A 26,111-nucleotide genomic window follows, 5' to 3' on the forward strand; every position below is an offset into this window, starting at 1 on the left:
GCAAAATCTAGGTTAAGGAACCCAATATGACGGTTTTATCTGAGTTAGAACGTTATTCTCAGCAAATTAAATTAGAAGAAATCGGCCTTCATGGACAACAAAAGCTGCAAGCGGCAAGGGTATTATGTCTTGGTGCAGGAGGCATTGGAGCTACACTGCTTCCTTATCTCGCTGGTGCAGGAGTGGGAACGATAGGGATAATCGATGGTGATTTCATCGACGAAAGTAATCTTCATCGGCAAATTCTTTACCAAGAAAAAGAGGTTGGCCAAGCCAAAGCTGCTGTAGCAAAGATGAGGTTAAATACGCTCAACTCAAAAATTAAGGTTCATGCGTATGACTTTCGATTAACGGCTCATAATGCAGAAGAAATCATCACTCACTATGATCTTGTGGCGGATTGTTCCGATAACTTTTATACGCGTTATCTTGTGCACGATATGTGTTATCGTTTAGAAAAGCCCTATGTTTATGCCAGTGCTTATCAATTCCAAGGACATTGCTCTTTGTTTTACGGACAACAAAATCCATGTTTGCATTGTTTGTTTCCAGTCATTCCTGATACTACCGTCAATTGTCAAAATGGTGGTGTTATCGGTACCTTGCCTGGATTGTTAGGGATTGTGCAAGCGACTGAAATAATTAAATGGATTACCGCTAGTGGTACTTCATTATTAAATCGATTGCTTTGCATCAACTTACTGACAATGGAAATAAAAAATATCCATCTGAGCAAAAATAAAGAATGTCCCTTTTGTGTCTACGGCCATACTCTAGACGAAAACGCTTTTGGATTGTGTCTGTCTTCAGAGGCGATCCACGCTGTTGCAATCTCCGGTAAAAATTTGTCCAATTTTCTGCAAGAAAACCCGCGGTTATTTTTGTTGGATGTACGAACCGCTGAGGAACACCATCATAAAAATCTAGGTGGAAAATTAATTCCCTTGGATGAGCTCTCTGCGCGCCTTGATGAGCTTGATCTCTCAGGTCCCATTCTTGTTTATTGTCAGTCAGGCCAAAGAAGCCAGAGGGCTGTACTGTTATTAGAGCAGGCAGGATTTCGCTCGATTTATTATCTTGCTCAGGGACTCAATTCATTGAATGAGGCTTCTTGGGGAACAGCCCTCAAAGAGTAGGAGGCTTGATTGATGTTATCGAGGATAAAACTCAGACTTTATTGAACTTAGGTCTAGATAATGCTGACGCCACTCCATGGTTTATGGTGATTAGATTGACTGGGATAACATCTATAAATTAAGCATATCAAATAACGGATTTATACCAAATCAATTCTCTGTTGATGAAAATTAAGGTAGATTTAAAAATAGTTTCAAAAAAAGAATCTTATAAGGGCAGGGATGTATTATTTTTTAAGATTAATCGCAGCAGTCTTAATGCCATTCGTTTTTAATGGAGTACAGGCTGCTACCCCACTTACTTTTAAGCAGGCACTGGCCATCGCTTATCGTAATAATCCCGAACTGCAGGCAGAAATAGATAAAGCCCAAGCCATGAGAGGGGCTTTCATACAAAGTGGATTGTACCCTAATCCCCAACTGGCTCTAACGGGTGAAAACTTTGGTGGTTCGGGCAGTTATTCAGGTTATGAAGCTGCAGAAACCACTGCTTCAATAACTCAACCTATCCCTTTAGGTGGTCGTCTCAAGTATTTAAAAACCGCAACCTATGCGGACTATTTAGCCTCTTTAGCACAGATTAATGTTCAGAAAGCAATGCTTTACATGACAGTTGGAGTGACTTACGTTGATGCTCTTTATGCTGGGCAATGGTATCAGGTTACTAAAAAATTGACTCGCTTAAATCAAAATATTGTTTCAGCGATTCAGCGACGAGTTAAAGCCGGTGCTGGCGCGGAACTGGATTTACGGCTAGCACAAGTCCGATTAGGAGATGCAAAAATTCAGGAACGAAAAGCAGAGCGAGATGCTTTAGCGCAACGAGCAAAACTTGCTCGTTTATTAGGTGACGGTCTAAGAGTGGACCGCCCTTTGATTGATAAAGGTTTGCCAGGACTAACCTTGAGATGGTCTGATTTATTAAAAAAACTACCACAAAGCCCGCAGTTGATCCAAATGCAACTCCAGTTACAGGCCAAACGAGCAACAATCACCGCGACTAAAAAATCGGTGTGGCCCGATTTAAATATTCAATTGGGGGGACGTCATTTTTCTGATGATGGTAGTAATGCTGTAGTGGCGTCTGCATTTGCAGAGGTTCCCGTTTATAACCGCAATCAAGGGAAAATCATGACAGCAGAGGCGCAATACACGCAGACTGCTCACGAACTACAAGGTACACGTCTTGATGTGCGTCAAAATATCTATACCGTTTTTTTACAAGCCAAACAAAGTAATTATGAGGCCAATTTAGTTACGGATTCTTTATTGCCTTTGGCGAAAAAATCCATCAAATTAGCCCAAGATGGTTATCAGATGGGGCGTTACAGCTATATTGAATTATCCACAGCCCTCAATACCTTGTATGAAGAAGAGCGGCACTACCAACAGGCCCATGCCGATTATCATAAGTCGTTGATTCAACTGACAGCGCTATTAGGATTGCATCCTTCTAAGGAGAGTAAATGAGACCACTAAAATCAGTTTTTTCTACCCTATCACTGATTATTTTTCTATTAGGATTCAATTGCTTTTCTCTCTGGGCTTCAGAAGAATCCTCTGTTGCAGAAAAAGAGGAGCATCAGGAAGAGATTGCTAAAGGCCCTCAGGGTGGTCGATTGTTTAAAGAAAGCAGCATTGCTTTAGAGTTATTAATTTTTGAAAGAGCAATGCCACCCCATTTTCGAGCTTTTCTTTACAGGGATGGTGCGCTTATTTCCCCTGAGGCGGCCCGATTAACCGTTCAACTGACTCGATTTAATGGAAAAAAGGAAGAAATTACCTTTAAGCAGATTGAGGATTTTTTGCAAAGCAATCAAATTGTCCAAGAACCTCATTCTTTTGATGTCAGTATTCAATTGGCGTTTGACGGCAAGCAATATCAATGGCATTACGCAACTTATGAGGGGCGCGTAAAAATTGTGCCAGATATTCTGAAGTCGGCTGATATTGAAGTAGCAACAGCGCAAAGTCAGACCATAAAAACTCAATTAAAAGTGGTCGGGAAAATCGTCCCTAATCGTGATACTTTGGCGCCCATCTATGCTCGGTATTCGGGCATTATCAAGTCATTAACCAAAAATCTCGGTGAAGAAGTCACTAAAGGAGAGGTATTGGCGATTATTGAAAGTAATGAAAGTCTGCAAAACTATACCATCACAGCCCCGATCACCGGAACCATTATACAAAAATATGCGACCAATGGAGAGCTTGCGCAAAATACCAAACCCATTTATGAGGTGGCTAACTTGGCTACTGTCTGGGCTGACTTCACCCTGTATCGCAAAGAAGCGCCTCTTGTCAAACAAGGCATGGAAGTCATTGTGACTGGAGATGGGGGAGCGCCTGAATCTACAGCGAGTATTTCTTATATAGCGCCTTTAGGAATAGAGGACAGTCAAACTACTCTGGCTCGAGCTGTTTTATCGAATGACAATCATATCTGGCTGCCCGGTATGTATGTGAATGGTTCTGTAATTATCAAAGAAAAAAAAGCGCCAGTGGCGGTATTAATTTCTGCCCTACAAAGTCTTAATAATGTGGATGTAGTCTTTGTTCAAGAAGGGGATTATTTTGAAGCAACCCCAGTTATTTTAGGAGAAAAAGATGACCAATGGGTCGAGGTGATCTCAGGGCTTGATGCAGGACAGCGTTATGTGAGTAAAAACAGCTTTTTTATGAAAGCAGAGCTTGGTAAAGAAGGTGCAAGCCATGAGGACTAAGGAATAGAAATGCTGGAACACATTATTCGCTTTTCTTTAAAACATCGCTGGTTTGTGCTTTTATTTACCCTGATTATTGCCATTTTGGGTATTTATAACTTTCAACGTCTTCCTATTGATGCTGTGCCTGATATTACCAACGTTCAGGTACAGATTAATACCCAAGCCTCTGGATATTCTCCGTATGAGGTGGAACAACGTATTACCTTCCCAATTGAATTGGCCATGAGTGGTTTGCCCAATTTGGATTATACCCGTTCTTTGTCGCGCTATGGATTATCACAAGTTACAGTGGTGTTTAAAGATGGAACTAATATTTATTTTGCCCGCCAGTTGATTAATGAGCGCTTACAAGAAGTAAAAGATAAATTACCTCCAGACGCCGAAACCACCCTAGGGCCCATCTCAACAGGTCTTGGTGAAATTTTTATGTACATCGTCACCAATAAGCCTAATGTGCCAAAAACCCAGCAGTATAATCCAACCGAGCTTCGTTCCATACAAGATTGGATTATTAAACCTCAATTACGAAATGTGGAGGGGGTTGCCGAAGTCAATACCATTGGCGGTTATGAAAAACAATTTCATATTACACCGGACCCGATGAAGTTGGTGCGTTACCGTCTAAGTCTGGATAGTGTGGTTGAAGCATTAAAACGTAATAATGCGAACGTCGGTGCGGGTTATATTGAAACGAATGGCGAGCAATATTTAATCAGGGTGCCGGGGCAGGTACAAAATATTTCCGATATTGAAAATATTGTTATTGCCAGTTTTGAAGGCACCCCAGTTCGAATTCGTGATGTGGCTGATGTTGCTTTAGGCAAGGAGTTACGAACCGGTGCTGCAACTGAGAACAGTAAAGAAGTAGTGCTTGGTACGGTCTTTATGTTGATGGGTGAAAATAGTCGAACGGTTTCTCAGCGCGTTGCTGCCAAAATGAAGGAAATTAATAAATCGCTTCCCGAGGGGGTTGAGGCCGTTACCGTATATAACCGTACTTTATTGGTTAATGCCACCATTCATACGGTGACCAAGAACCTTTTGGAAGGCGCGCTCTTGGTGTGCATCATCTTATTTCTATTTTTGGGAAACATTCGAGCAGCGCTTATTACTGCTATGGTGATTCCCTTGTCGATGCTATTAACTATTACTGGCATGGTGAGCAATCAAATCAGCGCGAATTTAATGAGTTTGGGAGCCTTGGATTTTGGTTTAATTGTGGATGGCGCGGTCATTATTGTTGAAAATTGTATTAAGCATTTGGGAGAACAACAGCATGCACTGCATCGTATTTTAAATTTGGAAGAGCGGTTAAAAGTCATTTCGCATGCCACGACGGAAGTAATTAGACCCAGTATTTTTGGTGTGTTTATTATTACGGTGGTTTATTTACCGATACTTACCCTGACTGGTGTTGAAGGAAAAATGTTTTTACCGATGGCAGAAACCGTAATTATTGCGCTATTAGCCTCGATGCTGTTTGCATTAACTTTTGTACCTGCAGCTGTAGCTATTTTTTTACGCGGACACCTGCAAGAAAAGGAAAATGCTTTAGTGCATCATCTTTCTATAGGTTATGGCAAAGTATTGCGACGTTGTTTTCATGCGCGAAAAACGATCATTGGTGTGGCTCTAGGTTTAGTGGTTATCAGTTTATTAATTGCCTTTCGTTTAGGTGGTGAGTTTATTCCAAGCCTTGATGAAGGAGACATTGCCATGCATGCGATGCGAATTCCTGGAACCAGTTTGACCCAGGCAATTACGATGCAGGATTTGGTCGAAAAACGAGTCAGAGAGTTCCCTGAGGTAAAAACTGTTTTTTCCAAGTTAGGGACTGCAGAGGTGGCTACTGATCCTATGCCTCCGAATGTGGCTGATACGTTCATTATTTTAAAGCCGCGTAATGACTGGCCTAATCCTAAAAAAACGAAGCAGGAATTAGTACAAGAAATGGAAAGCGCGCTAAAACAAATTCCAGGGAATAATTATGAATTTACCCAACCTATTCAAATGCGCTTTAATGAACTTATTTCAGGAGTTCGTAGTGATGTGGCAGTAAAAGTCTTCGGTGATGATATGGATACCTTGTTAAAAACAGCGGAGGCGATTAGTGCTCAATTAAAACAAATACCAGGAGCGGCTGATGTCAAGGTCGAGCAAGTCAGTGGATTGCCTCTCTTAACCATTGAAATTAATCGTGACTCCCTGGCGCGTTATGGGTTACAAATAAGTACGGTTCAAGATGCAATAGTGATTGCCACGGGGGGCAAGAAGGGTGGGGAGCTTTTTGAGGGGGATAAGCGTTTTGATATTGTAGTTCGTCTGCCTGAATCGTTGCGAACTGATCCGAACGTGTTGCGCCAAATATTTATACCGCTACCTCTTGCCAAGGATGGAGAGCAGCACTTTATTCCTATAAGTGAAGTCGCCTCATTAGTTCGTAGTGAAAGCCCAAACCAAATCAGTCGCGAGATTGGAAAACGACGGGTGGTGGTTACTTCAAACGTTAGAAATCGGGATTTAAGTTCATTTGTGAACGACGCTAAACGTCGCATTGATGAAAACGTTAAAATACCTTCCGGCTATTGGGTAGCCTGGGGTGGTCAGTTTGAACAGCTTCAATCCGCCTCACAGCGATTACAAATCGTAGTCCCGATCACGTTATTGGGCATTTTCTTATTGCTCTTTATGAGTTTTGGGAGAGTAATGGATGCACTGTTGGTTTTTACAGGAATACCTCTCGCACTAACTGGTGGTATTTTTGCTTTGTGGTTACGCGGGATTCCCTTATCTATTTCTGCGGGTGTTGGGTTCATTGCCTTATCGGGCGTTGCGGTACTCAATGGTCTAGTCATGATAACCTTTATCAATAAACTCCATGAAGAGAAGAAATTCTATCTAAAAGATGCGGTGTTGCAAGGGTCGTTGGCGCGTCTAAGACCTGTATTAATGACGGCTTTGGTCGCCTCATTGGGTTTTGTGCCCATGGCGCTTGCGACGGGAACTGGGGCTGAGGTCCAAAGGCCTCTTGCTACGGTGGTCATTGGCGGTATTATCTCCTCAACCTTTTTGACCTTATTGGTTTTACCGGGTTTATACTATGTTTTTCATGAACGACGTAAAAAGGGTAAGCAAGGAAAGAGATAATAGAAAAAATAGCTCATTATCTTTGTTTAAACAGTTGAGAACGCTAAGGCTTGTGCACAGTTTAAGGGGGTTTCTAAATCTATGGTGTTCATGAACCATAGGAATATCACAATGAGTTACAAATCCCATGATGATGATTACTAAAATTAGTACTATAATCGAACGCATCTGAGTTGAATAAAGTGATATAAAAAATGCAATTCACCGACAGAGACTGGTGTCTACAAGAGTTACCTGAACAAGTTGATTCTAGTTGGTTGTTACGATTAATGAAGGTTTGGGTCGAGAAAGAAGATCTACCCTTTAATATGGGTGTTTTAGCGACAGTAGATGAACATGGGTTCCCAAGAAGCCGTACAGTAGCGATTCGTGAAATAAACGAACATGGGTTACTTTTTTTTACCCAGCTGGGTAGTGCGAAAGTAGCACATATTTCAGTTAATCCCTATGTTTCTTTCACTTTTATGTTACCGAGGACCCAAAGACAAGTTACTGTTTTTGGAAAAGTAAGTCCGGTAAGCGAACAAGAAAATTTAAAAAACTGGGAGACATATGATCAAGAGCGAAGGTTGCGTTTTTTAGTTTATGGTACGAAGTCCGGACAGTTGATAAATAAACAACAGGACTTAGATGAAGAGTTGGTTGCATTAAAAGAGCAAAATAAAAAAGATCTCCCAGAAAGGCCTCGTGAATACGTGGGTTATAGGATAATTCCTGAACTGATAAAATTTTATCAACTCAATGAACATCGGTTGTCGGATTCAATAAATGCAAAACGCATTCATGAAACCTGGACTTTACAGCGGTTTGTTCCTTAAGGTGAGCATTGAGCACCTGAGGGGAGACCATTTTTAATGCTGAAATCTAGAAAAACTCTAAAAGCTGTTGCTTCAAATAGGATAAACCAAATAATGAATTTATTTGTAGTATATATTGGTGGTTCCCACCCTAATTCTTTAATCGAACTCCATGATCTCCGCTTCATAGTCGCTCACTCGATTGAATATACCTATGATGCTCTTAAAAAAAGCTGGTGGGGCATCCCCAAAAGTTTGCATATAGACGCTTGGGGTATTTTAAAGTATGCAGATGGGCATAGCATTCAGATTTCACAGGAGCCCTCCGAAGAGGGTGATAATAAATTATTTTTCGTCAACTTGGGCGGTTACGATAAGAAGCAGTTTACCGAATTACACAAAAATGTTTTTGTAGTGGCTGCTCATGAATTTGAGGCGAAACAAAAAGCATTAATACAAATTGCTGACTGGGAGTCCCCGCATCGCGATTATTTATATGAAGTTGATAATTTACTTAATATGAATACATTACTTAAACAGGAAGGCTATTATTTACATTTAAAGAGGCATGTCGAGCCTCAGCCGTTTGAATTTACTTGTTGCTACAACCCAATAGGTAGAAATTAAACCATTTAAACGAGTGATTGCACTGTTTCAGGGGGCAAGCTCCTGGCATTTGATGATCTTTTTTTGACGTGCGAGCTGATTATGCCTGCATGTCTTCATTCAGTCTGCGTGTAATATTTAGGATGCCGCTAATATTATTTGCACAGCATGGGCATTTTTAATATATTTGCTGCATATCGATAACAAGGATCCGTATGTGCATTAGATCTCACGGCTGTATATGCCACCATTTGGAAAAAGCAATTAAGCAAGATGATAAAAAAAAGTTAAAAGTAATTTTTGCTACGGTCTATATAGATGAGCTGTATGATTTTTTATTAGATTCCTATAAATTACTTCAAATCGAGGGATATTATAAATATGTCGTAAGCATGAATAAATTAGTAAAAACCTACCTTTTGGACAAATCTCCAAAATCAATTAATGTGCAGAATGACCAGGTAAAAAAAGATTTCATGGATTTATATGATGAAAAGCTTGATGATCTTCCAGCAGCAAAACGATTGCTTCATGAGAAATTAAGTTTGCTAATACAAGATGTTCAGCACCTAGCCTATCAAAACCTGTCCCATCTCGATTCCTTTACCAATTGCCTCGAAAATGTGGATCAATCCAATGCCATGGCAGTGGAGGATAAAAAAGCGCACCACAGGAGAGGATGCCTCATTCTTTAAAAAAATATTCGAGGTGATGGGGTGGAGACGACCACCACCCTGAACGCGGTTTGTTAAAGCTTTGTCGTGTCGCCTCTCCTCAGCATTTCACGTCAGCAAGAAATTGGCAAAATTTACAAGTCTAAAGATCGCATAGACTCACAATTATTTCCAAATGAAGCGTCGTCAATTAGAATAGTTTCTTTTATATTAAGAGCATACATGCAAAGAAAGAGTATTTTATCTTGTTTTTTAATTGGAATGTTAATTTTCTCTTGGTCTACAGTGGCGAATTGTGCTCTAGAACGGGATTTTCAAACTTGGATCAATATTACCGCAATTGGTAATTCTCACAGTGATAACAAATTTTTAAGTCGTCTAAGATATTGGTTGGAAGATCAAGAGCGCTTAGGGGATGATAGCAGTCGTTTTTCTCAGATTTTATTACGTCCGGGATTAGGCTATGCATTAACTGATAATTTGAGTATCTGGATTGGATATGCCTGGATTTATACTGGGAAACCAAACACACCTAATCCATTTGAGGAAGATCGTATTTGGCAACAATTGTTATGGATTAAAACGAATCAATATCTAACGTTTACCAGTAGAACTCGTGCAGAACAGCGCTTTTTAGAAAATAATCCCAAGACAGCCTATCGTTTGAGACAACTGATAAAAATTTCAGTTCCTTTGAAGCATTTTAATAAAATGAGTTTTGTTACGAGTGATGAAGTTTTTCTTCACAAGAATAATTTTGTAGGAACAAACAGCAGTGGCTTTGATCAAAACCGATATTTTGTTGGAGTAGGTTATAAAATAAATCCTTGGCTAAATACTGAAATGGGTTATATGAATCAGTATATTAGACGTTTTGGTGTTCCAGATTTTTTAGCCAATATAGTTTCCTTAAATTTTTTCCTAAACTTTTAATCGGCTAGGCAAAGCAACTAATTCGAAAGCAACATAATGCATGCCCTTACTTCTTCAGTGGATTACTTCAGTTGGGAAGTTCAGTTGATTAGAATGGCTAATCTCCTTTAATGAACTTCCCTAATATTTTACAAAAGTTTTTTTCTTAAAAATGGGACATCGCATCTACCTTACTCAATCTCCGCAACAGGTAGACACAACAACCTGTCTTATTGACTGCCAAAAATAATTCCATTAGGTCCGGCAGTTTCACCGCCACTCGCTCCAAACATGGTTGTTTCGGTTACACCGAGAATGGAAGGGAGAAATAATAAAGCAGCGGAAATAAAGACCAGAGCAATTGGCGTTCCAATTGGAATTTGAGTTGGGTTATCTTTGTGCTGTTTGAACTTCATAATCGCTCCAATAGAGAAACCCAAGCCCGCCAAGTAAGCACCCGCAGTAATTAATTTAGCCAAATTGGCAAATGATCCAGTAATGTTTGAGGCCATTTGTCCTAAAGACACGACAGTGTTTGCAGCAGCATGATTGCTTACTAATGTCAGAAATGTAAGTAATGCGATAGTGCTTAACCCACATTTAAAATTGGATTGATCTGGAATCATACTTTTCACTCCCTATTCTCCTAAAACGAAACTTAACCAAAACTCCGGGCAAATGCCTAGTTGGCAAGCCCTTGATATTTAAATGTAATCATGAAACTTGAATCTTACCGCGATTTGCTCCTAAACGAGTACTTTAATTAGATGAAGCTTGGAGATTTGGGTTTAGCATCCAAAATTTCCTGGGCTTTTTCCAAGTCTGCTTTGTACTTATCGACTAATATGCGGATATCTTTTTGATTTTCTTGTTCCATGGCTCTTGCAAGGGCAATATCCTTTGCAGGAAATTCAGACTCATCATCGCGTACATATTTTTCAAGAAGAGGCCTAAGCGTTGACTGATCTGCCCCTAGCCAGCATAATGTATTAAAAACGCCTTGTGGCTCCATCTGATTATTGTAGAAAGCCCAGTCCAAAGCCGTAAAACCATTACTACTTTTGTGGTTAATATCGGCCCCAAAGTGATTAATTAGCAACTCGACATGCGCAACACTTCCTTGGTGAGCTGCTCTTCTGAGGGCTACATTTTTATCTTTTGTTTTGTATCTCTTTAGAATGCTATCCAGGGTAACTGAAGTGCTACTTGTTGTTTGACTCATTCCAGTATTATAGATACTGCTTGACGATACTTTGCGATTAGAATCAGATTGCACAAAGAATGAAAAAAATTGTCCAACTAGAGAAGAGTTCTCAGATGAGCGAAATTTTTTAAACTCATTGTCTATAGAATCAGCCAAAGCTAAAGTCTTTCGGCTTAATAGATCAAGTTCAGAATCATTGTCATCAAAAAAAGCCTTGAGCTCAGTTGAAATAACACTATGATCCAGTTTATAGCGTTCTCTAGTTTGAAATAGAGAATAAATTTTACTGAAAGTTCCCATAAATTCTGTTAGTTCTTTAAATGAAGATTTATCAACTTGCTCATACATGAGCTCTGAGAGTTCCACCATTGCTTTTAAATCACTGAGTTTCATACCATTATTGCCTTGAAAAAAAATAGGATGCAATAATACTTAATTATGTGGTTAATGAAAACATTGATGATAGTTGATGCAGCGACTAGCCATGATGATGGTTTTATTAAGGCGGATTCATTACTGGCTGTGGTGCCCAAAAAAAATAATGGAGTCAGAATCGATTGTTTCGCACCTTACCCTCTGTATCAATCAAGTCTGATCCGATTGCCGTACATCGATGCTTAACCTGTCAGTTCACAATCAATATCCAGGTAAAGCTTAGGGTTTTGACGCTCGGCTTTTCAGCCCCCAACGCTTGTTGCACGTGTTATCTTTTTAGTTTCGACTTGAAGTTACGACCCCATTGTTCCGTTTTAAAAATCAGAACTTTTTCTTCAAGTATCTTATTGTTTGCAATCAAATATTTAGCCCATTTCAGCTTGACGAGTTATTTTTAACATTAGATACTGCCCCATCCTTTATCTAATATGAGAGTTTTGTTATGCCTCGTCACAAACTTGTCCTTGGATTTGCTCATTGGGGAAGTGCTGAAGTTCCAATTTTTAAAATGATAGAAACAGTGACCTTTGCCGTACAAAATGGTATTGAGGAAATTGATTGCGCCCCTCATTATGGGAATGGTGCTCAAGAAAATGTCTTAGGTGTTGCTTTGCTCTGTTTATCGGAGGAAGATCGCGCTCGAGTAAAGATTTCTACTAAAGTAGGTCGCATTATTGATCCGAATAAAAAATCAGAAAGCAGCAATGGTTTTACTAATTCCAGTGGTTTTTCGCAGATTTTTGACTACAGCAAAGAGGGGATCGAAAAATCATTCAGTCAAAGCCAATTGCGGATGCGGGTATCGAATGTGCACGCATTGTATTTACATGATCTTGATAAAGGAACTCACGGCGAAAAACACCACACCCATTACGAAACATTTATGCAAGAGGGTTACCTCGCGTTTAGTACACTGAAAGATCAGAAAAAAGTTGAAATTGCCGGTATTGGTTCAAACGATGTTGAAATTTGCATGAAACTTATTAAAGATGGTCGCTTTCAAATCGATCGCATTATGCTGGCTGGTTGTTATAATTTACTTAATTTCTCTGCGTTGGATGAATTATTCCCTCTTTGTAAAGAAAAAAATATCAAACTGTATATTGCGGCCCCGTATGGTGGGGGACTTTTAAGCGGTCAAAAGGATAATCATTTTTTTCGCTATGAAAAAGCAAATCAGGAACAGATGGAAAAACTAGAAAAAATAAAATCGATATGCACGCAATTTCAAGTCGATCTGCCGCATGCTGCAATGCAATTTGTACACATGCATCCGCAAGTTGAGAAAGTCGTTGTTGGTGCAAGAACCTCAGAAGAACTTAAAGCATCTTTGAAATATGCTCTCGAACCAATCAATCCTAAATTTTGGGAAGCCTTAAAACAAGAGGGATTGATTCCCAGCAGTACAGTAATTCCCTCGTATGACTGCGCCCCTGTACTGTCAATATTTTCCAAGCTTGATGAAAAAGGAAAAGTCTCTTCGTCAAAGGAAGTGGAACATACTGAACTGAAATTATAGCGTGAAAGCCAGCTTAGCCTGGCTGTTGCTTTTCACTGAAAAGAAGTACCTCAACTCGATACGATAAATACAAAAAAGCACCAATGAATATTTAAAATAACAACAAGGAAATAAATGTTTGGACTATTTTCTAAAGGAAAGAATAAAGCTAACGATGAATTTGATCTAGAAGATCAACCCCTAATCGCCAGCGAAAAGGAAGAGAATGATGAGATTCAAACCCTAATCGGAGATAAGCCTAATTATCCTGAAATAGAGCCTATTGGAAAATATGAAACTTTATTAACTGAACTGGACTTCCGTCAAAGAGATCTGAATCGTTGTATTGAGCTTATTAATGCGGAGCCTAAATTAACGAGTGCTCAAAAATCCAGTATCAAAAAGGTAGCAACTACAACTCTTTTAAGTGGGGCTTGGGGAGGAGGTAGTAGCTATTTGATACATGATTTTGTTACTCGATGTGCAAACAGATCACAGCTTGAAGATCTTTGGAAAAATTTAATTGTGAGTACCTATAATGGTAGAGGTTCTACCTGTTATGAACTCAATGGAAGCCTCATGGATCCCAACTATTCGATTGCTGATGAATGCAGTCTTCACGATGATATACGTCCCGGTGAGTGCATCCAATTGCATAATGAATATTGTTCAGAGGCGATGATCTACTACATTCTTCCAGAAGGTATAGGTGTGGCATTTGCCGGAATTATTTTTCTTTTCTTGTTATATCTTGTATTGTGTTCCCTATATCAGTTAATGAAATCCTGCCAACAAGACAGCCACAGTCCCCAAATTGATCAATGCTTAAGTCATGAAAATCTTTATCTTCTTAAATATTATGCTGAAGATCATCTTCCTATTAAAAATAGTATGACAAAGAAACAGCTAATTACTAGGCTAGAGCATTGTATCGCTGAGGATATCACATTTATAAAATACTGTTTGGAATTAAAAAAACATGCCCATTATCTTTTCTATATAAGCACTAAGTTAATTGAAATTAATGGGATCGAACTACCTTATGAAGTAGCAGAGTCGATTTTTCTTGATGCGACTCAACATATAAACATCGCAGGGATAGAGAAAACAAAGCAAAATCAAGAAGCATTCGAAGGAGAAAAAGAAAGAGGCTGGGAAGAAATTCCAAATAACTCTTGTGAAACGGGTCAATATTTATCAAAGAAGGATAAAAAACTCAAAATAGAGCTTTTCGGAAGATTTTTTAGCAGAGCTGTAGTAGTTCCTAATGTTGATTACAAAAACCAGAGCATCATTGAATCTAATATTTTACAGGTATTTAGATAAAAACCGCCAGGCTGTGTTATTTGCCCTTGGGCGTAAGATGAGGGCAGCATAGTTGCCTTTGTTCTTTTATCTCACAAGAAATCACCTCTATAACAATCTGGGACATAAAGCAGCCCCCATTTAAATTATGAAAAACTGTTTTAATTTCCTCATAGATTCATTTACCTTAAGGGCAATTCACTATATGATGTCACGCGGTTATCAATAGTAGATTAAAGGAGACAGTATGAGTTTTTTTATTAGCGATGCTCTGGCTGCAGCGGGGACTACAGCAGCGCCTCAAGCAGATGGAACTTTTTCGCTCGTTATGATCGCTGCTATTTTTGTGTTGTTCTACTTTATGCTGATAAGACCTCAAAATAAAAGAGCAAAAGAACATCGTGAATTAATAAGCCGTTTAAAGAAGGGCGATGAAATCGTTACCTCAGGTGGTATCTTAGCTAAAGTAGTTAGTCTGGATGACCAATACATCAAGATCAGTCTTGCAGAAGGTGTTGAGATTAATATACAAAGAGGCGCAGTAAGCACTGTATTGCCCAAAGGTACTTTAAAATCGCTTTAAATAAAGTCATAGGGACACACGGAAATGCAAAATAAATATCCTCTATGGAAAAACCTAATGCTGGTAATTATTGCAGTTGTTGGGTTTATTTACGCCATACCCAATTTGTATACAGAAAATCCTGTAGTACAAATTTCGTCTGAAACGCCTGTAGATTATGATGAATTAAAGAATCAGGTAGAAGCGCTCTTACAAAAAGATAAACTACCTTTTAAATCAATCATCGTTCAAAGCGAAGCGATTGAAGTCGTTTTTTCGTCTACTGATTCCCAGTTATTAGCTCGCGATGCCATTAAGAATGCTTTAGGCTCCCAATATACTGTAGCGCTGAATTTGGCTCCTTCTACACCCAGTTGGTTGGACTCTATTCGTGCTGCACCTATGAAGCAAGGGTTGGATTTACGGGGAGGAGTGCACTTTCTGTTAGAAGTTGATGTCGACAGTGTGATTAGCCGCCGTTATGAAGGGATCATGAAAAACATCAGCCAAGAATTGCGAGATCTTGGTATTCGTTATACAGGTATTCGTTATATTGCAGATAAAGGGGTTAGTTTACATTTCCGTGATAGTGAATCTATGAATAATGCCTATACCGGTTTAAAGGAAAAAATTCCTGATCTTGTTTTCGCAAAAAGTAAAACCGATAATGAATTTATAGCCTCGATTACACCGGTCGAATTAAACACCATGCGTCAAAATACAATTGAGCAAACAATGAGTATTTTACGCAACCGAGTTAATGAGTTAGGTGTTGGTGAAGCGGTCGTTCAGCAACAAGGAGCAACCCGTGTTGCTGTTGACTTACCTGGAATTCAAGATGCGGCCCGTGCAAAACAAATCCTTGGCGGAACAGCAACCTTACAATTTTACTTAGTGGATCAGGATAACGACCCACAAATTGCGAAGCAAACAGGTGCTATCCCTGTCAATGATAAATTACTCATGATGGATGGCCGTCCTATTTTGTTAAAGAGACAAGTGGTATTGAGTGGTGATTCAATTACTTCAGCAGTTTCTAGTTTTGATCAGCAAACAGCAACTCCAGCAGTACAAATACAACTTGGTGGGGGGGGTGAAAGTCTGTTTACCAAAGTGACTCGCGAGAATATTGGCAAACGGATGGCTATTGTTTATGTTGAAACAAAAAATAGCATACAAACGGTCAATGGAGAGGAGAAAAGGATTACCCATAGAGAGGAGCGTGTGATTAGTGCTCCAGTGATCCAAAATGCTTTAGGAAACAATTTCCAGATTACTGGACTCGCTGATAGCAAAGAAGCAAGTAACTTGGCTTTATTGCTCAGAGCCGGAGCTTTACCTGCTGCCATCTATCCTATCGAAGAGCGTACTGTCGGTCCTACTTTAGGTAAAGAAAATATTCGTAGAGGTATTGTTTCTTTACAAGTGGGAATGGGCTTAATTCTGATCTTGATGCTGGTCTATTATCGATTTTTTGGACTCATCGCCGATATTGCATTGTTACTTAATCTGGTATTGCTTTGTGCTTTATTGTCCGTGATCGATGCCACATTAACTTTGCCGGGTATCGCGGGAATTGTATTGACAGTGGGGATGGCTGTCGATGCGAACGTATTGATTTATGAACGTATTCGAGAGGAGCTGCGTCATGGATTATCACCGCAAGCCGCAATTTATGCAGGATACGAGCGCGCATTTGCTACTATTCTTGATGCGAACGTAACTACATTAATCGTAGCCATCATTTTATTTGCTGTGGGTACAGGACCTGTACGCGGATTTGCTGTAACTCTTTCTTTAGGGTTAATCACCTCCATGTTAACAGGCATTACTTATACCCGGGCCATTGTAAATTGGTATTATGGTGGTAGAGCTGTTAAGAAATTATCTATTGGTATTTAAGGCGGGGCTCAGATGGAATTTTTTAATCCAAATTCAAATGTGGACTTTATGGGTGCTCGTCGTTGGACGGCGATATTCTCCATATTGATCTTTGTGGTTTCTATAGGTGCTTTAGCAATTCATGGCTTAAAGTGGGGGCTTGATTTTACAGGCGGAACCCAAATTGAAGTTTCTTATTCTTCCGCGGCCGACTTGCCCTCGATTCGAGAAAGTTTGAGTAAGGCAGGATTCAAAGAAGCTCAAGTTGTGAGTTATGGAACCTCTAAAGACGTACTGATCAGTATTGCCCCTCGGGAAGATAAAGAGCAGGCACGTCTTGTAGACCAAGTGATGAGCGCTCTTCCAGGTGCTGTAAAACAAAGAGTCGATTTTGTCGGTCCACAAGTAGGGCAGGAACTAGCAACTAAAGGAGCCCTGGCGGTTGTTGTTTCCTTACTGGCGACAATGATATATATCGCCATGCGCTTTGAGTACCGACTTGCAGTGAGCTCTGCTGTGGCACTAGTCCATGATCCAGTATTGATATTAGGTATCTTTGCTTTTTTTGGTATTGAATTTGATTTGAAAGCACTGGCAGGTTTATTGGCAGTAATAGGTTACTCTTTAAATGATACCATCGTGGTTTTCGATAGAGTGCGTGAGAATTTTGTAAAGGTACGTCGTGCTACATCAATCGAAATTATGAATATTTCGATAAACCAAACCCTATCTCGAACTATTATGACTTCAACATTGACGCTTTTTGTTGTGCTTGCACTGTTTATCTATGGAGGTGAAGCAATCCATGGATTTTCTCTGGCGTTGATCATTGGTATTGTGATTGGTACCTATTCTTCGATTTATGTTGCTGGAGCTTTAGCTGTAGCAATGGGGCTTGACAGAAAGGACTTCATGCCTAGCCAACGCAAAGAAATTGATAATCGTCCTTAAACTGCTTTTCTGGGTGCAGATGCACCCAGTCTATTCATACTTCTATTGAAATTACTTATACCAGGCTAAAGGTATCCGATTCGACTTCCTCGTTTTTAATTCCTTGTTCGGATTCTTGCTTAATCTCTGGTGTTTCTTGTGTTTGTGTACGACTTGCTAATTGTTTCTTTAATTCCTCAATAACTTCAGGAGGAATTTGCATTGGTTTTTGGGATTCTTTTACTTCTTCACCTTCAATGCGAATTTCACCCTGTTCAGTTATTTCAAGGATTTTTTTAGTACACCCTTCGGGAATTGCATTTTCAGGGACTAATTGAACCGGGATACCCGCAATAATTGTTGCACCGTCAGCAATACGTATTCCATCTATAGGAGCAAGCTCTGGTATTTTGCTGTAATAACTGCTTATTAGCGAGCAAACAGACCAAAGTAAATTGTATGCGGCATCAAAAGGAAATCCGATACCGATGCCTACTCCTTGCCCTAAATATCCTGCTGCTGTTCCCATGAGATGGGCCAAACTAATAGTACAAAATGAAGTAAGGAGCCTTGTGGCAATTACAGGGGCAAAAAGAGCGACACCAGTTGTTCCAGCAGGACTAAAAATTAATAGAGTACTCCCGACCAGAGCGGTTAATTGAACTCTAGGTGATATTGCTGTTGTAGAATTACTGACTCCCTCGGCCAAGACGACACCTACAGTAGCTCCCACATAAGAAAAAGCTGCTCCAAATAAGGGCTGGGTAAGTGAGATAACAGGAAAGTTTTTGACTTGGTCCGGAACTTCTTTTTTATGGCACATTTCTTTTAAAAATTCAGCAAACTCATTCCATTCTTTTTCAGTAAAGGGTTTATGCCCATCTTTTCCCAATGCTATATTGGCGTGCTCAAAGGCACTTGGCGTTTTAAGGAGTCGCTCTGCGGTCAAATAACATGCTTCCTTATCTTCATCATCGATGAAGTTCTCAGTAGTTACTCCCAAATTGTCTTCGATGATTCGGTATAAAGCAGAATTTCGTTTTGAACTTCCAATTTGAGATTGCACAAACAAACAGGCTGCAATCATAAAGCGTTCTGCAATAATGTATGCTTGTCGTTGCAGAGGGGTTTTGATGTCTTCTTCATGGAGTAAATGAACTTTAAGCACCGCTTTGACCTTTTCTAAAAAGGCAACTTGTTTACTACGGCTGACCACATCAGTCCCACCAAAAAAAACGGGTGTCCCAATCATTGAAGGCTTTGCATTCAAATCAACATGTCGTGCTGCTTCGTAGTTCTTACGTAAATGGTCAAACTTAGCGATACATCCAGGTGCAAGAATAAAGTGCATGATATCCCCCGTCCATTGGCATTCTTTTTGCGTGATACGCGTAAATTCCTTTTTTGTATATTTTATCTTACTTCGTAATTGTATAATTGCAATGTTATTTGGCTATTTTTTACTAAATTGTTTCAATATATTGAAAGTTTTCATTTTATTTACCAATTAACCTATTGAAATGATGCATTTTTTCAGGATTATGATACTTTTAAGCTTAATGACTATAGTTATTGTATGTGGTGTGAAGGACATTGGCTCGTCATCCCGCATAGCGAAGTTTTTCCACGCTGCGTATCGTGTAACGTTCGGAGATCCTTTGTTATGATCAGGGTGAAGGGCGCTTAGGCGTTACTTCGCCCTGGCTGCATTTTACAGGAATAGATAAGGTGAGTGAATCGATGAATGATGTGAAAAATGTGAGTTTCACGGAAAGGCTGAAACATTTGTTTCTGCTTCTTCGAGTGTCTCACTGGTCTAAAGCAGTCTTTGTGATGCTTGGGTTTTGTTATACACCTACTCCTGGATATTTTATTCCGGCGTTACTGGCTTCTCTCGCTTTTTGCCTAATTTCAAGTGCTGTTTATGTTTATAATGATATTGAAGACAGATCCGAAGACAGCTTGCATCCTCACAAACGACATAGGCCTTTAGCAAGTGAGAAAGTTTCTGTATCTGAAGCGATTTTCATGTTGTTTTTATTGCTATTGACTGGACTAACTTTGGGCTGGCTGATTTCGAAGAAACTGGCTATTATTCTTTGCATTTATTTAGTAATTAATGTCGCCTATAACCATCTATTCAAGCTGATTCCTATCGTTGACGTGCTTTGTATCGCCGCAGGATTTATGCTGCGTGTATTAGCCGGAACTTTGGGTATTGGATTACCGATTTCTACCTGGTTAATTGGAGCAGCAACCTTACTTAGTCTCTTTATTGCTTTAAATAAACGGCGAATGGAGATGCAACTAGGATTAAAGCATGCTACTCGCAAGGTGTTGAAGAAATATAATCCTTTAGTCCTTCATTGGCTGATTGTAGCAATAGGATTTAGCAGTTTTATTACCTATGTTTTTTATATTATCTATGCTCGTGATGAGTCATTTTATTTTATGTTAACAGTTCCCTTTGCAGCAATTGCCTTGTGGCGTTTTGGCTGGCTGGCAACGCAAGATATTGAAAATGATGATCCTGTTATTGTTTTTTTAAGTGATCGATTGTCACGAATTAATCTTTGGTGTTTTGTCGTCTTGACCTTTATGGCTTTAGCCCAATGAAACGTGGGTTTCAATGGTATGACAGCATTTTTATTGTATTGTTTTTTTATCTATTGGTTCTACAAATACAAGCAATCTGGCCCTTTACCATTGATGATATGTTTATCTCATTACGTTATGCCAAACATTGGGCTGCAGGAGAGGGGCTTTTATGGAATTTGCATGCTCCTCCTGTAGAAGGTTATTCCAATTTTAGCTTTGTGGCCTTAGGGGCTTTAACGCTTCTATTCAAAGGTAATCCTGTGGTTGTTTTAAAAATGGCAGGATTAATAGGTCTTATTATGACCTGCTATTTCATTTATTCAATCAGTCGATTTTGGTTTTCACCACGTGAATCACTTTTGCCTTGTTTTGGGGTGTTACTCTATAAAGGGCAAATTATATGGGCTACCAGTGGTTTGGAAGCCACGGTATACGAAGCTCTCTTATGCGGAACCGTCTATTGTTGTTTCAAAGGTATAGGGTATCGATTTGCACCCAACCCACGCGGAGCCGCAATAAATGCTTATTTCATTGGTGCAGGGATTTTGCTTGCACTTGCTGGAATGACGCGGCCAGAAGCACCCGCATTCATGGTTTTATTTTTTATTTTAATCTATTGGGATAGACCAAAGGAGGAAATAAAGCGCTATCAAGTTGGGGTTTTGCTCTTTTGTATTGCGCTGGTTTTATTTTATGGCCCTTATTTTTTTTGGCGTGTCATTTATTTTGGATATCTATTTCCCAATTCAGTGTATTGTAAGGGATTATCGCAAGCGTTTACTTTTGCTTTGGATCGCCACTACCTTAAATTGATTTGGCCTCTAGCTCTTTTCGCTTTGCCAGCTTGTATTCAGGCTAAAGATAAACGCCATTATTTTTTGTGGCTGCCTAGTCTTGTCTATCTCATTATGTTGGCCGATTCGGATCCTGTTGTAGCTTTTGAAAATCGGCTTTTTTTACCTGCTTTTGCCTTGCTCCTTCCTTTAGTAGTTCAAGGAATTAGCACCCTCGTATATGCTTTCCGACGAAAAAGGGATTCTACTTTCAGATTAGTTTTTTATTTGAGTACTTTGGTCATTTTGTTTCTTTTAATTCCCAAAATGAGTTTGGCAGATTATCGCTATTTCAGTCAAAATCCGGTTCGAGGAGAATTGTTACGCAAGAAGCTGGTAGATTGGTTAAATAACCATGCTTCTACTGGGGATTGGGTTGTTTTGGGCGACAGTGGATTGATCCCTTATGCCAGTCCGCTCAACTTTATTGATTCCTATTGCCTTAATAATTTAGAAATGACCCACCATTCTTCCCAGGATATGTATCAGGATTTTTGTGAACGAATTTGGCAAAAGAAGCCCCGAATTATCATTTTAACTTCACTTACGAAACACGGAAAAATTATCTATACACCGAGTGACGCCTGTTTGAAAACACGGTTGGACAAATATCCCTATAAACTCAGTACAACCTATGAGAGTAGTAGTCCTGGTTCGATTTACCGTTATGAAGTTTATGAAATTATTTTTCCATCAAAAAAGAGCTAGTTTTGTCGGGTGTGACCTTGCATTAGTGTATGATAAGGGTAAGAGCCTTCTTTCTGTTTGGATCTTTTTGATTCATTCTGTACTTTTAATTTTCAATTAATTCAGGTATAATTACTTCCCTTATGAATCAACCAGCACTAATAATTTGAACGATATCGATAACAAATTTGAATTTCTTGGTCAATTGCCGAAAGATATGGCGATTGAAACAGCATCTCATTTAACTACCCCTAATTTGATAAGATTGTCCATGGTATCAAAGGGGTATAGCACTTTTTTTGAACCGTTATTGGAACAACGTAAAACAGTGCAAAAATTCATACATCACGTAGTGCGCGGGGAGTATGATGCGGTTAAAGAGATGTTAAAGAAAGACTACCGTTTAATGGTTAAAAGGGACCAAGTAACGGATTGCTCTGGTCGTACGTTTGAGTTTATTAGTGGTTTTGAATATGCACTTTGGGCGCTCGATAAACATATGTGGACGATGATGCTCGATTGCCTCCCTGAAAATGAGCAAGGTCAACAGGTATTACTGCAATTGCTTTCTCAATACAACAAAGTAGATTCAGAGGGAGTAATTTATAGGCTTGATGAAAAAAAAATCACTGAAAAACATTTTGATTTTGCAAATATCATTATTAAAAAGCTGCAAAAGCTAGTAGATTCGATGAATGCGCCAGGGAATAATAATTATTTCAATGATCATCAATGGCGAGTGTGTGTTGGTGGGGCACAAAAATTGCTGCCGATGCATATTATTGATGAATACTGCTCTGATGAACCATTTGATCCCGTGCCCAAGTTTACCTCACAGCAGAAGTCATTGAGACAATTCTATAATTGGACTACTAAAGAGAAGGAAAATTGGTTTAGCGTTGATTCTAAGTTGTCGGTTGATTTTGCAATATTCAAAGCCGGAGCCGCGACCATTGGCAGCTGGGTGGAGGCAGCACAGCCGCACGTTGCTTGCAATTTGGCTGCCATGACGGAATTATTTATAGTGAGAACAAAAGATTTTCTCAATCTCAAATCGCAACTTGAAGAGCAGATGACGATAGATAATAATCTTCAAGAGCCCAAAATTTCACCGAATTGACTTCATGTCGATGAAGAAGCTCGGCGAAAACGGCGCCATATGCTCATCTCGGCGTGAGTCCAAAAACCACAAAAGCAAGCCCTGATATAAACAGTGTGCTCTCACCACTACAGACACCATCGATGCAAGTAACTATGATTTGCAGAGGGAGAATCCCTCTTTGACCATCCATTTAACTTGCTCGCGCGCTTTACTCAATGTTCTTGCATGTGTTACAAAGTGTGTTGACACAAAAAGCTGTTTTCGGGTTGCTAAATTGTCTATAACACGCCCAGTTTGTATTTTCCTGGTTTGACTTGATCCGTGTTAGAAAAATTTACAACACCCTGAGTTACTCGTTGCCGATGTAGCTTGCAAGACTCTTATTAAACAGCGCCTCTGCCAATCAGGGATGGGTGGAAGAGTCAGGCTAATTCAACAATTCTGTATTTAAGAGCGGGTTGATATCAGCCAAAGGCCGTTGAGAACAATTTTGGGATCGTATTCAGCAAACAGGTTTAATCGTCCTGGCAGAAATTTGCTAGCTATTTATAAGAATCAAACAATAAAGTACCCTTTTTACCTAAGGTTTTCCAGTGGGTTCTATTTTTTGACATGATATATGCGGAAATATAGTGTACTATTTCGCTAGTAATAAAAATGAGTGAAGGATTCTCCTATGATACAAAAGATGTCAGTATTTTTGCAAAAACTGTATAAAAAATTACCTGTTCTTTTGTGTGATTTACTCGCTATTCCGGTAGCATGGTATGCTGCATATTGGTTGCGTTATAACATGCAGCCGTTTCCCAAAATAGTGACTTCGAATCATTCAGTTATTGGTTTAACCTTATTGACAGCAATCCAGGTTGCCTGTTTTTTCTATTTTAAAACATACCGTGGCTTATGGCGCTTTTTTTCTTTAAATGATGTAGTGAGAATTTTAAAGGCCACGTTGACTGCTACGATCTTGGGAATTCCTGTTTTGTATTTAGTCTCAATGCTTCACGAAGTTCCCCGTTCGGTATTTCCCTTATATTGCATGATTTTAATTACTATTTTGTGCAGCTGCAGAATGTTGCGGAGGATTTATTGGGACAAGCAGGCTAGCAGTAATAAAGCAGTTGAATTGAAACGAGTGCTTATTATTGGTGCGGGGATGGCTGGTGAAAGTCTTGCCCGCGATTTAAAGCGGTCCAAGCAATATATTCCAGTAGGTTTTATTGATGATAACCTGGCAAAACGGGGGTTGGAAGTTCATGGAGTACCTGTTTTAGGAACTACGAGTCAAATTACTCAGCGCGTCAACGAGTATGCAATTGATTTGATTTTTATTGCGATTCCCTCAGCAAGCTCTTCAGTAATGCGACGTATTGTAACGTGTTGTGAAGAGAGTAAAACACCTTTTAGCACACTTCCAAGCCTTAATGCTTTAGCTTCTGGAAGAGTGGAGGTTAATGCATTAAGACCGGTTAACATAGAAGATCTGTTGGGCAGGGAACAAGTCCACTTGCAATGGGATAAGTTAACCGCAGGCATTGCTGGAAAACGAGTATTAGTTACTGGCGGGGGAGGCTCCATAGGATCAGAGTTATGCCGACAAATTTTAGCCCTTAAGCCCAAGAGTTTGGCAATTATTGAAAACTGTGAATTCAATCTGTATCAAATTGAACTGGAATTAAAACAAAACTTTCCAGATATTTCTATAGAATTCATGTTGATGAGTGTTACTGATGAAGTAGCAGTAAATCATTTCTTTGTGAATTTTCAACCCGAAATCGTTTTTCATGCTGCGGCTTATAAGCATGTACCGCTTTTGCAAAATCAAATACGTGTTGCGGTAATGAACAACGTGCTCGGAACCCAGGTTGTTGCTAAGGCTAGTGTATCGGTAAATGTTGGAAAATTTATTTTGATTTCCACGGACAAAGCAGTCAATCCGACCAATATTATGGGAACTACCAAGCGTGTGGCTGAAATCTATTGTCAGAACTTAGATGGTAGGTCTAAGACTCAATTCATTACGGTCCGTTTCGGAAACGTTTTGGGCTCAGCGGGAAGTGTCGTGCCATTATTTCAAAAACAATTACTGAGCGGAGGCCCGATCAAAGTCACTCATCCTGATATGCAACGATATTTTATGACCATACCGGAAGCATGCCAGTTAATTTTGCAAGCCATGGTTAACGGAAAAGGTGGTGAAATTTTTGTTTTGGATATGGGCGAACCTGTTAAAATCAGCTACCTGGCAGAACAAATGATTCGTTTGGCAGGGAAGGAGCCTGGAAAGGACATCATGATTGAATACACGGGATTACGTCCAGGAGAGAAGCTATTTGAAGAGCTGTTCCACGAATCAGAACAATTGGCGCCAACCGAACATGAAAAATTATTTAAGGCAAAATTCCGAGAGCTAAATTGGGACGAACTAATCCAAACAATGCGCTTGTTGCATTCAGCATGTGAAGAAAATCAGGATGACGAGTTATTCATTTTGTTGAAAAGCTTAGTTCCTGAATTAAATACAAACAGCGCAGTGCCAATATCTTAATGGGTTGATGCGTATCGTTTGTTTTATTGTATTCATTGGTTGAAGAAGAGGTGTTGATGATGATTGTTTCTTATGATGATTTTGCCAAAATAGATTTACGCTCTGGTACGGTGGTTAAGGTTGAAGAATTTCCTCGTGCAAAGAAACCTGCTTATAAGGTTTGGGTGGATTTCGGTAAGGACATCGGCATATTACAAACCTCTGCCCAAGTTACCGTTCACTATACGCCAGAAACCTTATTAGGTCGCTCTGTGGTTGGCTGCGTCAATTTAGGTGAAAAAAATATAGCGGGCTTTACTTCGCAATTTTTATTAGTTGGATTCTCTGATGCCAATGGAGCGATATGTCTCATAACAACCGACCCCAAAGTTCCTGATGGAGAAAAGTTGCATTAGTTACAAATTAGTTTGAAGTCTTAGTAAATCACGCGGAGCCCTGAGTTTTGAGCCTGAAGGGCCATCATTATTTCGTTACTAGCAAGTATCTATCCTTTTTGAGCTATGATTGGTGCCGGTAAGGATATCGTTTTT

The 26,111-nt window shown here is 39.6% G+C and carries 22 protein-coding genes; 19 read left to right on the forward strand and 3 right to left on the reverse strand.

Annotated elements, in window-relative coordinates:
* The first annotated feature begins 26 nt into the window (after positions 1-26).
* The 8 genes from OQJ13_RS14080 to OQJ13_RS14115 all read left to right on the forward strand — a co-directional run bounded on the left by OQJ13_RS14080 (position 27) and on the right by OQJ13_RS14115 (position 10,019).
* A complete protein-coding gene (locus tag OQJ13_RS14080) occupies positions 27-1,136 on the forward strand; it encodes a HesA/MoeB/ThiF family protein (RefSeq protein ID WP_265711464.1) in 1,110 nt (369 codons plus the stop codon).
* A 258-nt stretch (positions 1,137-1,394) separates the two neighbouring features.
* The gene (locus OQJ13_RS14085; RefSeq protein WP_416209913.1) at positions 1,395-2,606 is read left to right on the forward strand and encodes a TolC family protein; all 1,212 of its coding nucleotides are present in this window, start codon (positions 1,395-1,397) and stop codon (positions 2,604-2,606) included.
* Complete coding sequence (locus tag OQJ13_RS14090; RefSeq protein WP_265711466.1) at positions 2,603-3,859, forward strand: efflux RND transporter periplasmic adaptor subunit; 1,257 nt, start codon at positions 2,603-2,605, stop codon at positions 3,857-3,859. Before OQJ13_RS14085 ends, OQJ13_RS14090 begins: the two co-directional genes overlap by 4 nt.
* Before the next feature lie 9 nt (positions 3,860-3,868).
* On the forward strand, positions 3,869-7,009 hold the full coding sequence (locus tag OQJ13_RS14095; RefSeq protein WP_265711467.1) for an efflux RND transporter permease subunit: 3,141 nt from the start codon (positions 3,869-3,871) through the stop codon (positions 7,007-7,009).
* 194 nt (positions 7,010-7,203) lie between these two features.
* A complete protein-coding gene (locus tag OQJ13_RS14100) occupies positions 7,204-7,827 on the forward strand; it encodes a pyridoxamine 5'-phosphate oxidase family protein (RefSeq protein WP_265711468.1) in 624 nt (207 codons plus the stop codon).
* A gap of 93 nt (positions 7,828-7,920) precedes the next feature.
* Positions 7,921-8,433, forward strand: a complete 513-nt coding sequence (locus OQJ13_RS14105; protein ID WP_265711469.1) for a DUF1543 domain-containing protein — start codon at positions 7,921-7,923, stop codon at positions 8,431-8,433.
* Between the two features lie 194 nt (positions 8,434-8,627).
* The gene (locus OQJ13_RS14110) at positions 8,628-9,107 is read left to right on the forward strand and encodes a hypothetical protein (RefSeq protein WP_265711470.1); all 480 of its coding nucleotides are present in this window, start codon (positions 8,628-8,630) and stop codon (positions 9,105-9,107) included.
* 201 nt (positions 9,108-9,308) lie between these two features.
* The gene (locus tag OQJ13_RS14115; protein WP_265711471.1) at positions 9,309-10,019 is read left to right on the forward strand and encodes a DUF2490 domain-containing protein; all 711 of its coding nucleotides are present in this window, start codon (positions 9,309-9,311) and stop codon (positions 10,017-10,019) included.
* Between the two features lie 209 nt (positions 10,020-10,228).
* On the opposite strand, the gene OQJ13_RS14120 is transcribed toward OQJ13_RS14115, so the two are convergent.
* Both OQJ13_RS14120 and OQJ13_RS14125 read right to left on the reverse strand, forming a co-directional pair.
* The gene (locus OQJ13_RS14120) at positions 10,229-10,624 is read right to left on the reverse strand and encodes a type IV secretion protein IcmD (protein ID WP_265711952.1); all 396 of its coding nucleotides are present in this window, start codon (positions 10,622-10,624) and stop codon (positions 10,229-10,231) included.
* 137 nt (positions 10,625-10,761) lie between these two features.
* Positions 10,762-11,595: an ankyrin repeat domain-containing protein gene (locus OQJ13_RS14125; RefSeq protein ID WP_265711473.1), complete on the reverse strand. Its 834-nt coding sequence runs from the start codon at positions 11,593-11,595 to the stop codon at positions 10,762-10,764.
* A gap of 54 nt (positions 11,596-11,649) precedes the next feature.
* Here OQJ13_RS14125 and OQJ13_RS14130 point away from each other — a divergent pair, with 54 nt between their 5' ends.
* From OQJ13_RS14130 to secF, 6 genes are all read left to right on the forward strand, one after another.
* Entirely contained in the window at positions 11,650-11,823 is a 174-nt protein-coding gene (locus OQJ13_RS14130) for a hypothetical protein (RefSeq protein WP_265711474.1), read from the forward strand.
* A 256-nt stretch (positions 11,824-12,079) separates the two neighbouring features.
* A complete protein-coding gene (locus OQJ13_RS14135; RefSeq protein ID WP_265711475.1) occupies positions 12,080-13,156 on the forward strand; it encodes an aldo/keto reductase in 1,077 nt (358 codons plus the stop codon).
* A gap of 114 nt (positions 13,157-13,270) precedes the next feature.
* Positions 13,271-14,461 carry a hypothetical protein gene (locus tag OQJ13_RS14140; RefSeq protein ID WP_265711476.1) on the forward strand — a complete coding sequence of 397 codons (1,191 nt, stop codon included), beginning with the start codon at positions 13,271-13,273 and terminating at the stop codon, positions 14,459-14,461.
* A 226-nt stretch (positions 14,462-14,687) separates the two neighbouring features.
* Positions 14,688-15,023, forward strand: a complete 336-nt coding sequence (yajC, locus tag OQJ13_RS14145) for a preprotein translocase subunit YajC (protein WP_058387535.1) — start codon at positions 14,688-14,690, stop codon at positions 15,021-15,023.
* Between the two features lie 24 nt (positions 15,024-15,047).
* Positions 15,048-16,904, forward strand: a complete 1,857-nt coding sequence (secD, locus tag OQJ13_RS14150) for a protein translocase subunit SecD (RefSeq protein WP_265711477.1) — start codon at positions 15,048-15,050, stop codon at positions 16,902-16,904.
* A 12-nt stretch (positions 16,905-16,916) separates the two neighbouring features.
* Entirely contained in the window at positions 16,917-17,834 is a 918-nt protein-coding gene (gene secF, locus OQJ13_RS14155; RefSeq protein WP_265711478.1) for a protein translocase subunit SecF, read from the forward strand.
* Positions 17,835-17,889: 55 nt separating this feature from the next.
* Here the strand turns inward: secF and OQJ13_RS14160 are convergent, their stop codons facing one another.
* Entirely contained in the window at positions 17,890-19,164 is a 1,275-nt protein-coding gene (locus OQJ13_RS14160) for a hypothetical protein (RefSeq protein WP_265711479.1), read from the reverse strand.
* A 389-nt stretch (positions 19,165-19,553) separates the two neighbouring features.
* Here OQJ13_RS14160 and OQJ13_RS14165 point away from each other — a divergent pair, with 389 nt between their 5' ends.
* From OQJ13_RS14165 to OQJ13_RS14185, 5 genes are all read left to right on the forward strand, one after another.
* Entirely contained in the window at positions 19,554-20,429 is an 876-nt protein-coding gene (locus OQJ13_RS14165; RefSeq protein WP_265711480.1) for a decaprenyl-phosphate phosphoribosyltransferase, read from the forward strand.
* Entirely contained in the window at positions 20,426-21,952 is a 1,527-nt protein-coding gene (locus tag OQJ13_RS14170; protein WP_265711481.1) for a protein LphB, read from the forward strand. The genes OQJ13_RS14165 and OQJ13_RS14170 overlap by 4 nt, the downstream gene beginning before the upstream one ends.
* Positions 21,953-22,097: 145 nt before the next feature.
* Positions 22,098-23,051: an F-box protein gene (locus OQJ13_RS14175; protein WP_322783746.1), complete on the forward strand. Its 954-nt coding sequence runs from the start codon at positions 22,098-22,100 to the stop codon at positions 23,049-23,051.
* A gap of 658 nt (positions 23,052-23,709) precedes the next feature.
* Entirely contained in the window at positions 23,710-25,581 is a 1,872-nt protein-coding gene (locus OQJ13_RS14180; RefSeq protein ID WP_265711482.1) for a polysaccharide biosynthesis protein, read from the forward strand.
* A 59-nt stretch (positions 25,582-25,640) separates the two neighbouring features.
* Positions 25,641-25,976: a tRNA-binding protein gene (locus tag OQJ13_RS14185; RefSeq protein ID WP_322783761.1), complete on the forward strand. Its 336-nt coding sequence runs from the start codon at positions 25,641-25,643 to the stop codon at positions 25,974-25,976.
* Positions 25,977-26,111 lie beyond the last annotated feature (135 nt).

Source organism: Legionella sp. PATHC035 (assembly GCF_026191115.1).
Lineage (GTDB): Bacteria > Pseudomonadota > Gammaproteobacteria > Legionellales > Legionellaceae > Legionella.

Coding starts and splice junctions, on each gene's coding strand:
- OQJ13_RS14080 (WP_265711464.1), top strand. CDS start 27: ATGACGGTTTTATCTGAGTTAGAACGTTATTCTCAGCAAATTAAATTA.
- OQJ13_RS14085 (WP_416209913.1), top strand. CDS start 1,395: ATGCCATTCGTTTTTAATGGAGTACAGGCTGCTACCCCACTTACTTTT.
- OQJ13_RS14090 (WP_265711466.1), top strand. CDS start 2,603: ATGAGACCACTAAAATCAGTTTTTTCTACCCTATCACTGATTATTTTT.
- OQJ13_RS14095 (WP_265711467.1), top strand. CDS start 3,869: ATGCTGGAACACATTATTCGCTTTTCTTTAAAACATCGCTGGTTTGTG.
- OQJ13_RS14100 (WP_265711468.1), top strand. CDS start 7,204: ATGCAATTCACCGACAGAGACTGGTGTCTACAAGAGTTACCTGAACAA.
- OQJ13_RS14105 (WP_265711469.1), top strand. CDS start 7,921: ATGAATTTATTTGTAGTATATATTGGTGGTTCCCACCCTAATTCTTTA.
- OQJ13_RS14110 (WP_265711470.1), top strand. CDS start 8,628: ATGTGCATTAGATCTCACGGCTGTATATGCCACCATTTGGAAAAAGCA.
- OQJ13_RS14115 (WP_265711471.1), top strand. CDS start 9,309: ATGCAAAGAAAGAGTATTTTATCTTGTTTTTTAATTGGAATGTTAATT.
- OQJ13_RS14120 (WP_265711952.1), bottom strand. CDS start 10,624: ATGATTCCAGATCAATCCAATTTTAAATGTGGGTTAAGCACTATCGCA.
- OQJ13_RS14125 (WP_265711473.1), bottom strand. CDS start 11,595: ATGAAACTCAGTGATTTAAAAGCAATGGTGGAACTCTCAGAGCTCATG.
- OQJ13_RS14130 (WP_265711474.1), top strand. CDS start 11,650: ATGAAAACATTGATGATAGTTGATGCAGCGACTAGCCATGATGATGGT.
- OQJ13_RS14135 (WP_265711475.1), top strand. CDS start 12,080: ATGCCTCGTCACAAACTTGTCCTTGGATTTGCTCATTGGGGAAGTGCT.
- OQJ13_RS14140 (WP_265711476.1), top strand. CDS start 13,271: ATGTTTGGACTATTTTCTAAAGGAAAGAATAAAGCTAACGATGAATTT.
- yajC (WP_058387535.1), top strand. CDS start 14,688: ATGAGTTTTTTTATTAGCGATGCTCTGGCTGCAGCGGGGACTACAGCA.
- secD (WP_265711477.1), top strand. CDS start 15,048: ATGCAAAATAAATATCCTCTATGGAAAAACCTAATGCTGGTAATTATT.
- secF (WP_265711478.1), top strand. CDS start 16,917: ATGGAATTTTTTAATCCAAATTCAAATGTGGACTTTATGGGTGCTCGT.
- OQJ13_RS14160 (WP_265711479.1), bottom strand. CDS start 19,164: ATGCACTTTATTCTTGCACCTGGATGTATCGCTAAGTTTGACCATTTA.
- OQJ13_RS14165 (WP_265711480.1), top strand. CDS start 19,554: ATGAATGATGTGAAAAATGTGAGTTTCACGGAAAGGCTGAAACATTTG.
- OQJ13_RS14170 (WP_265711481.1), top strand. CDS start 20,426: ATGAAACGTGGGTTTCAATGGTATGACAGCATTTTTATTGTATTGTTT.
- OQJ13_RS14180 (WP_265711482.1), top strand. CDS start 23,710: ATGATACAAAAGATGTCAGTATTTTTGCAAAAACTGTATAAAAAATTA.
- OQJ13_RS14185 (WP_322783761.1), top strand. CDS start 25,641: ATGATTGTTTCTTATGATGATTTTGCCAAAATAGATTTACGCTCTGGT.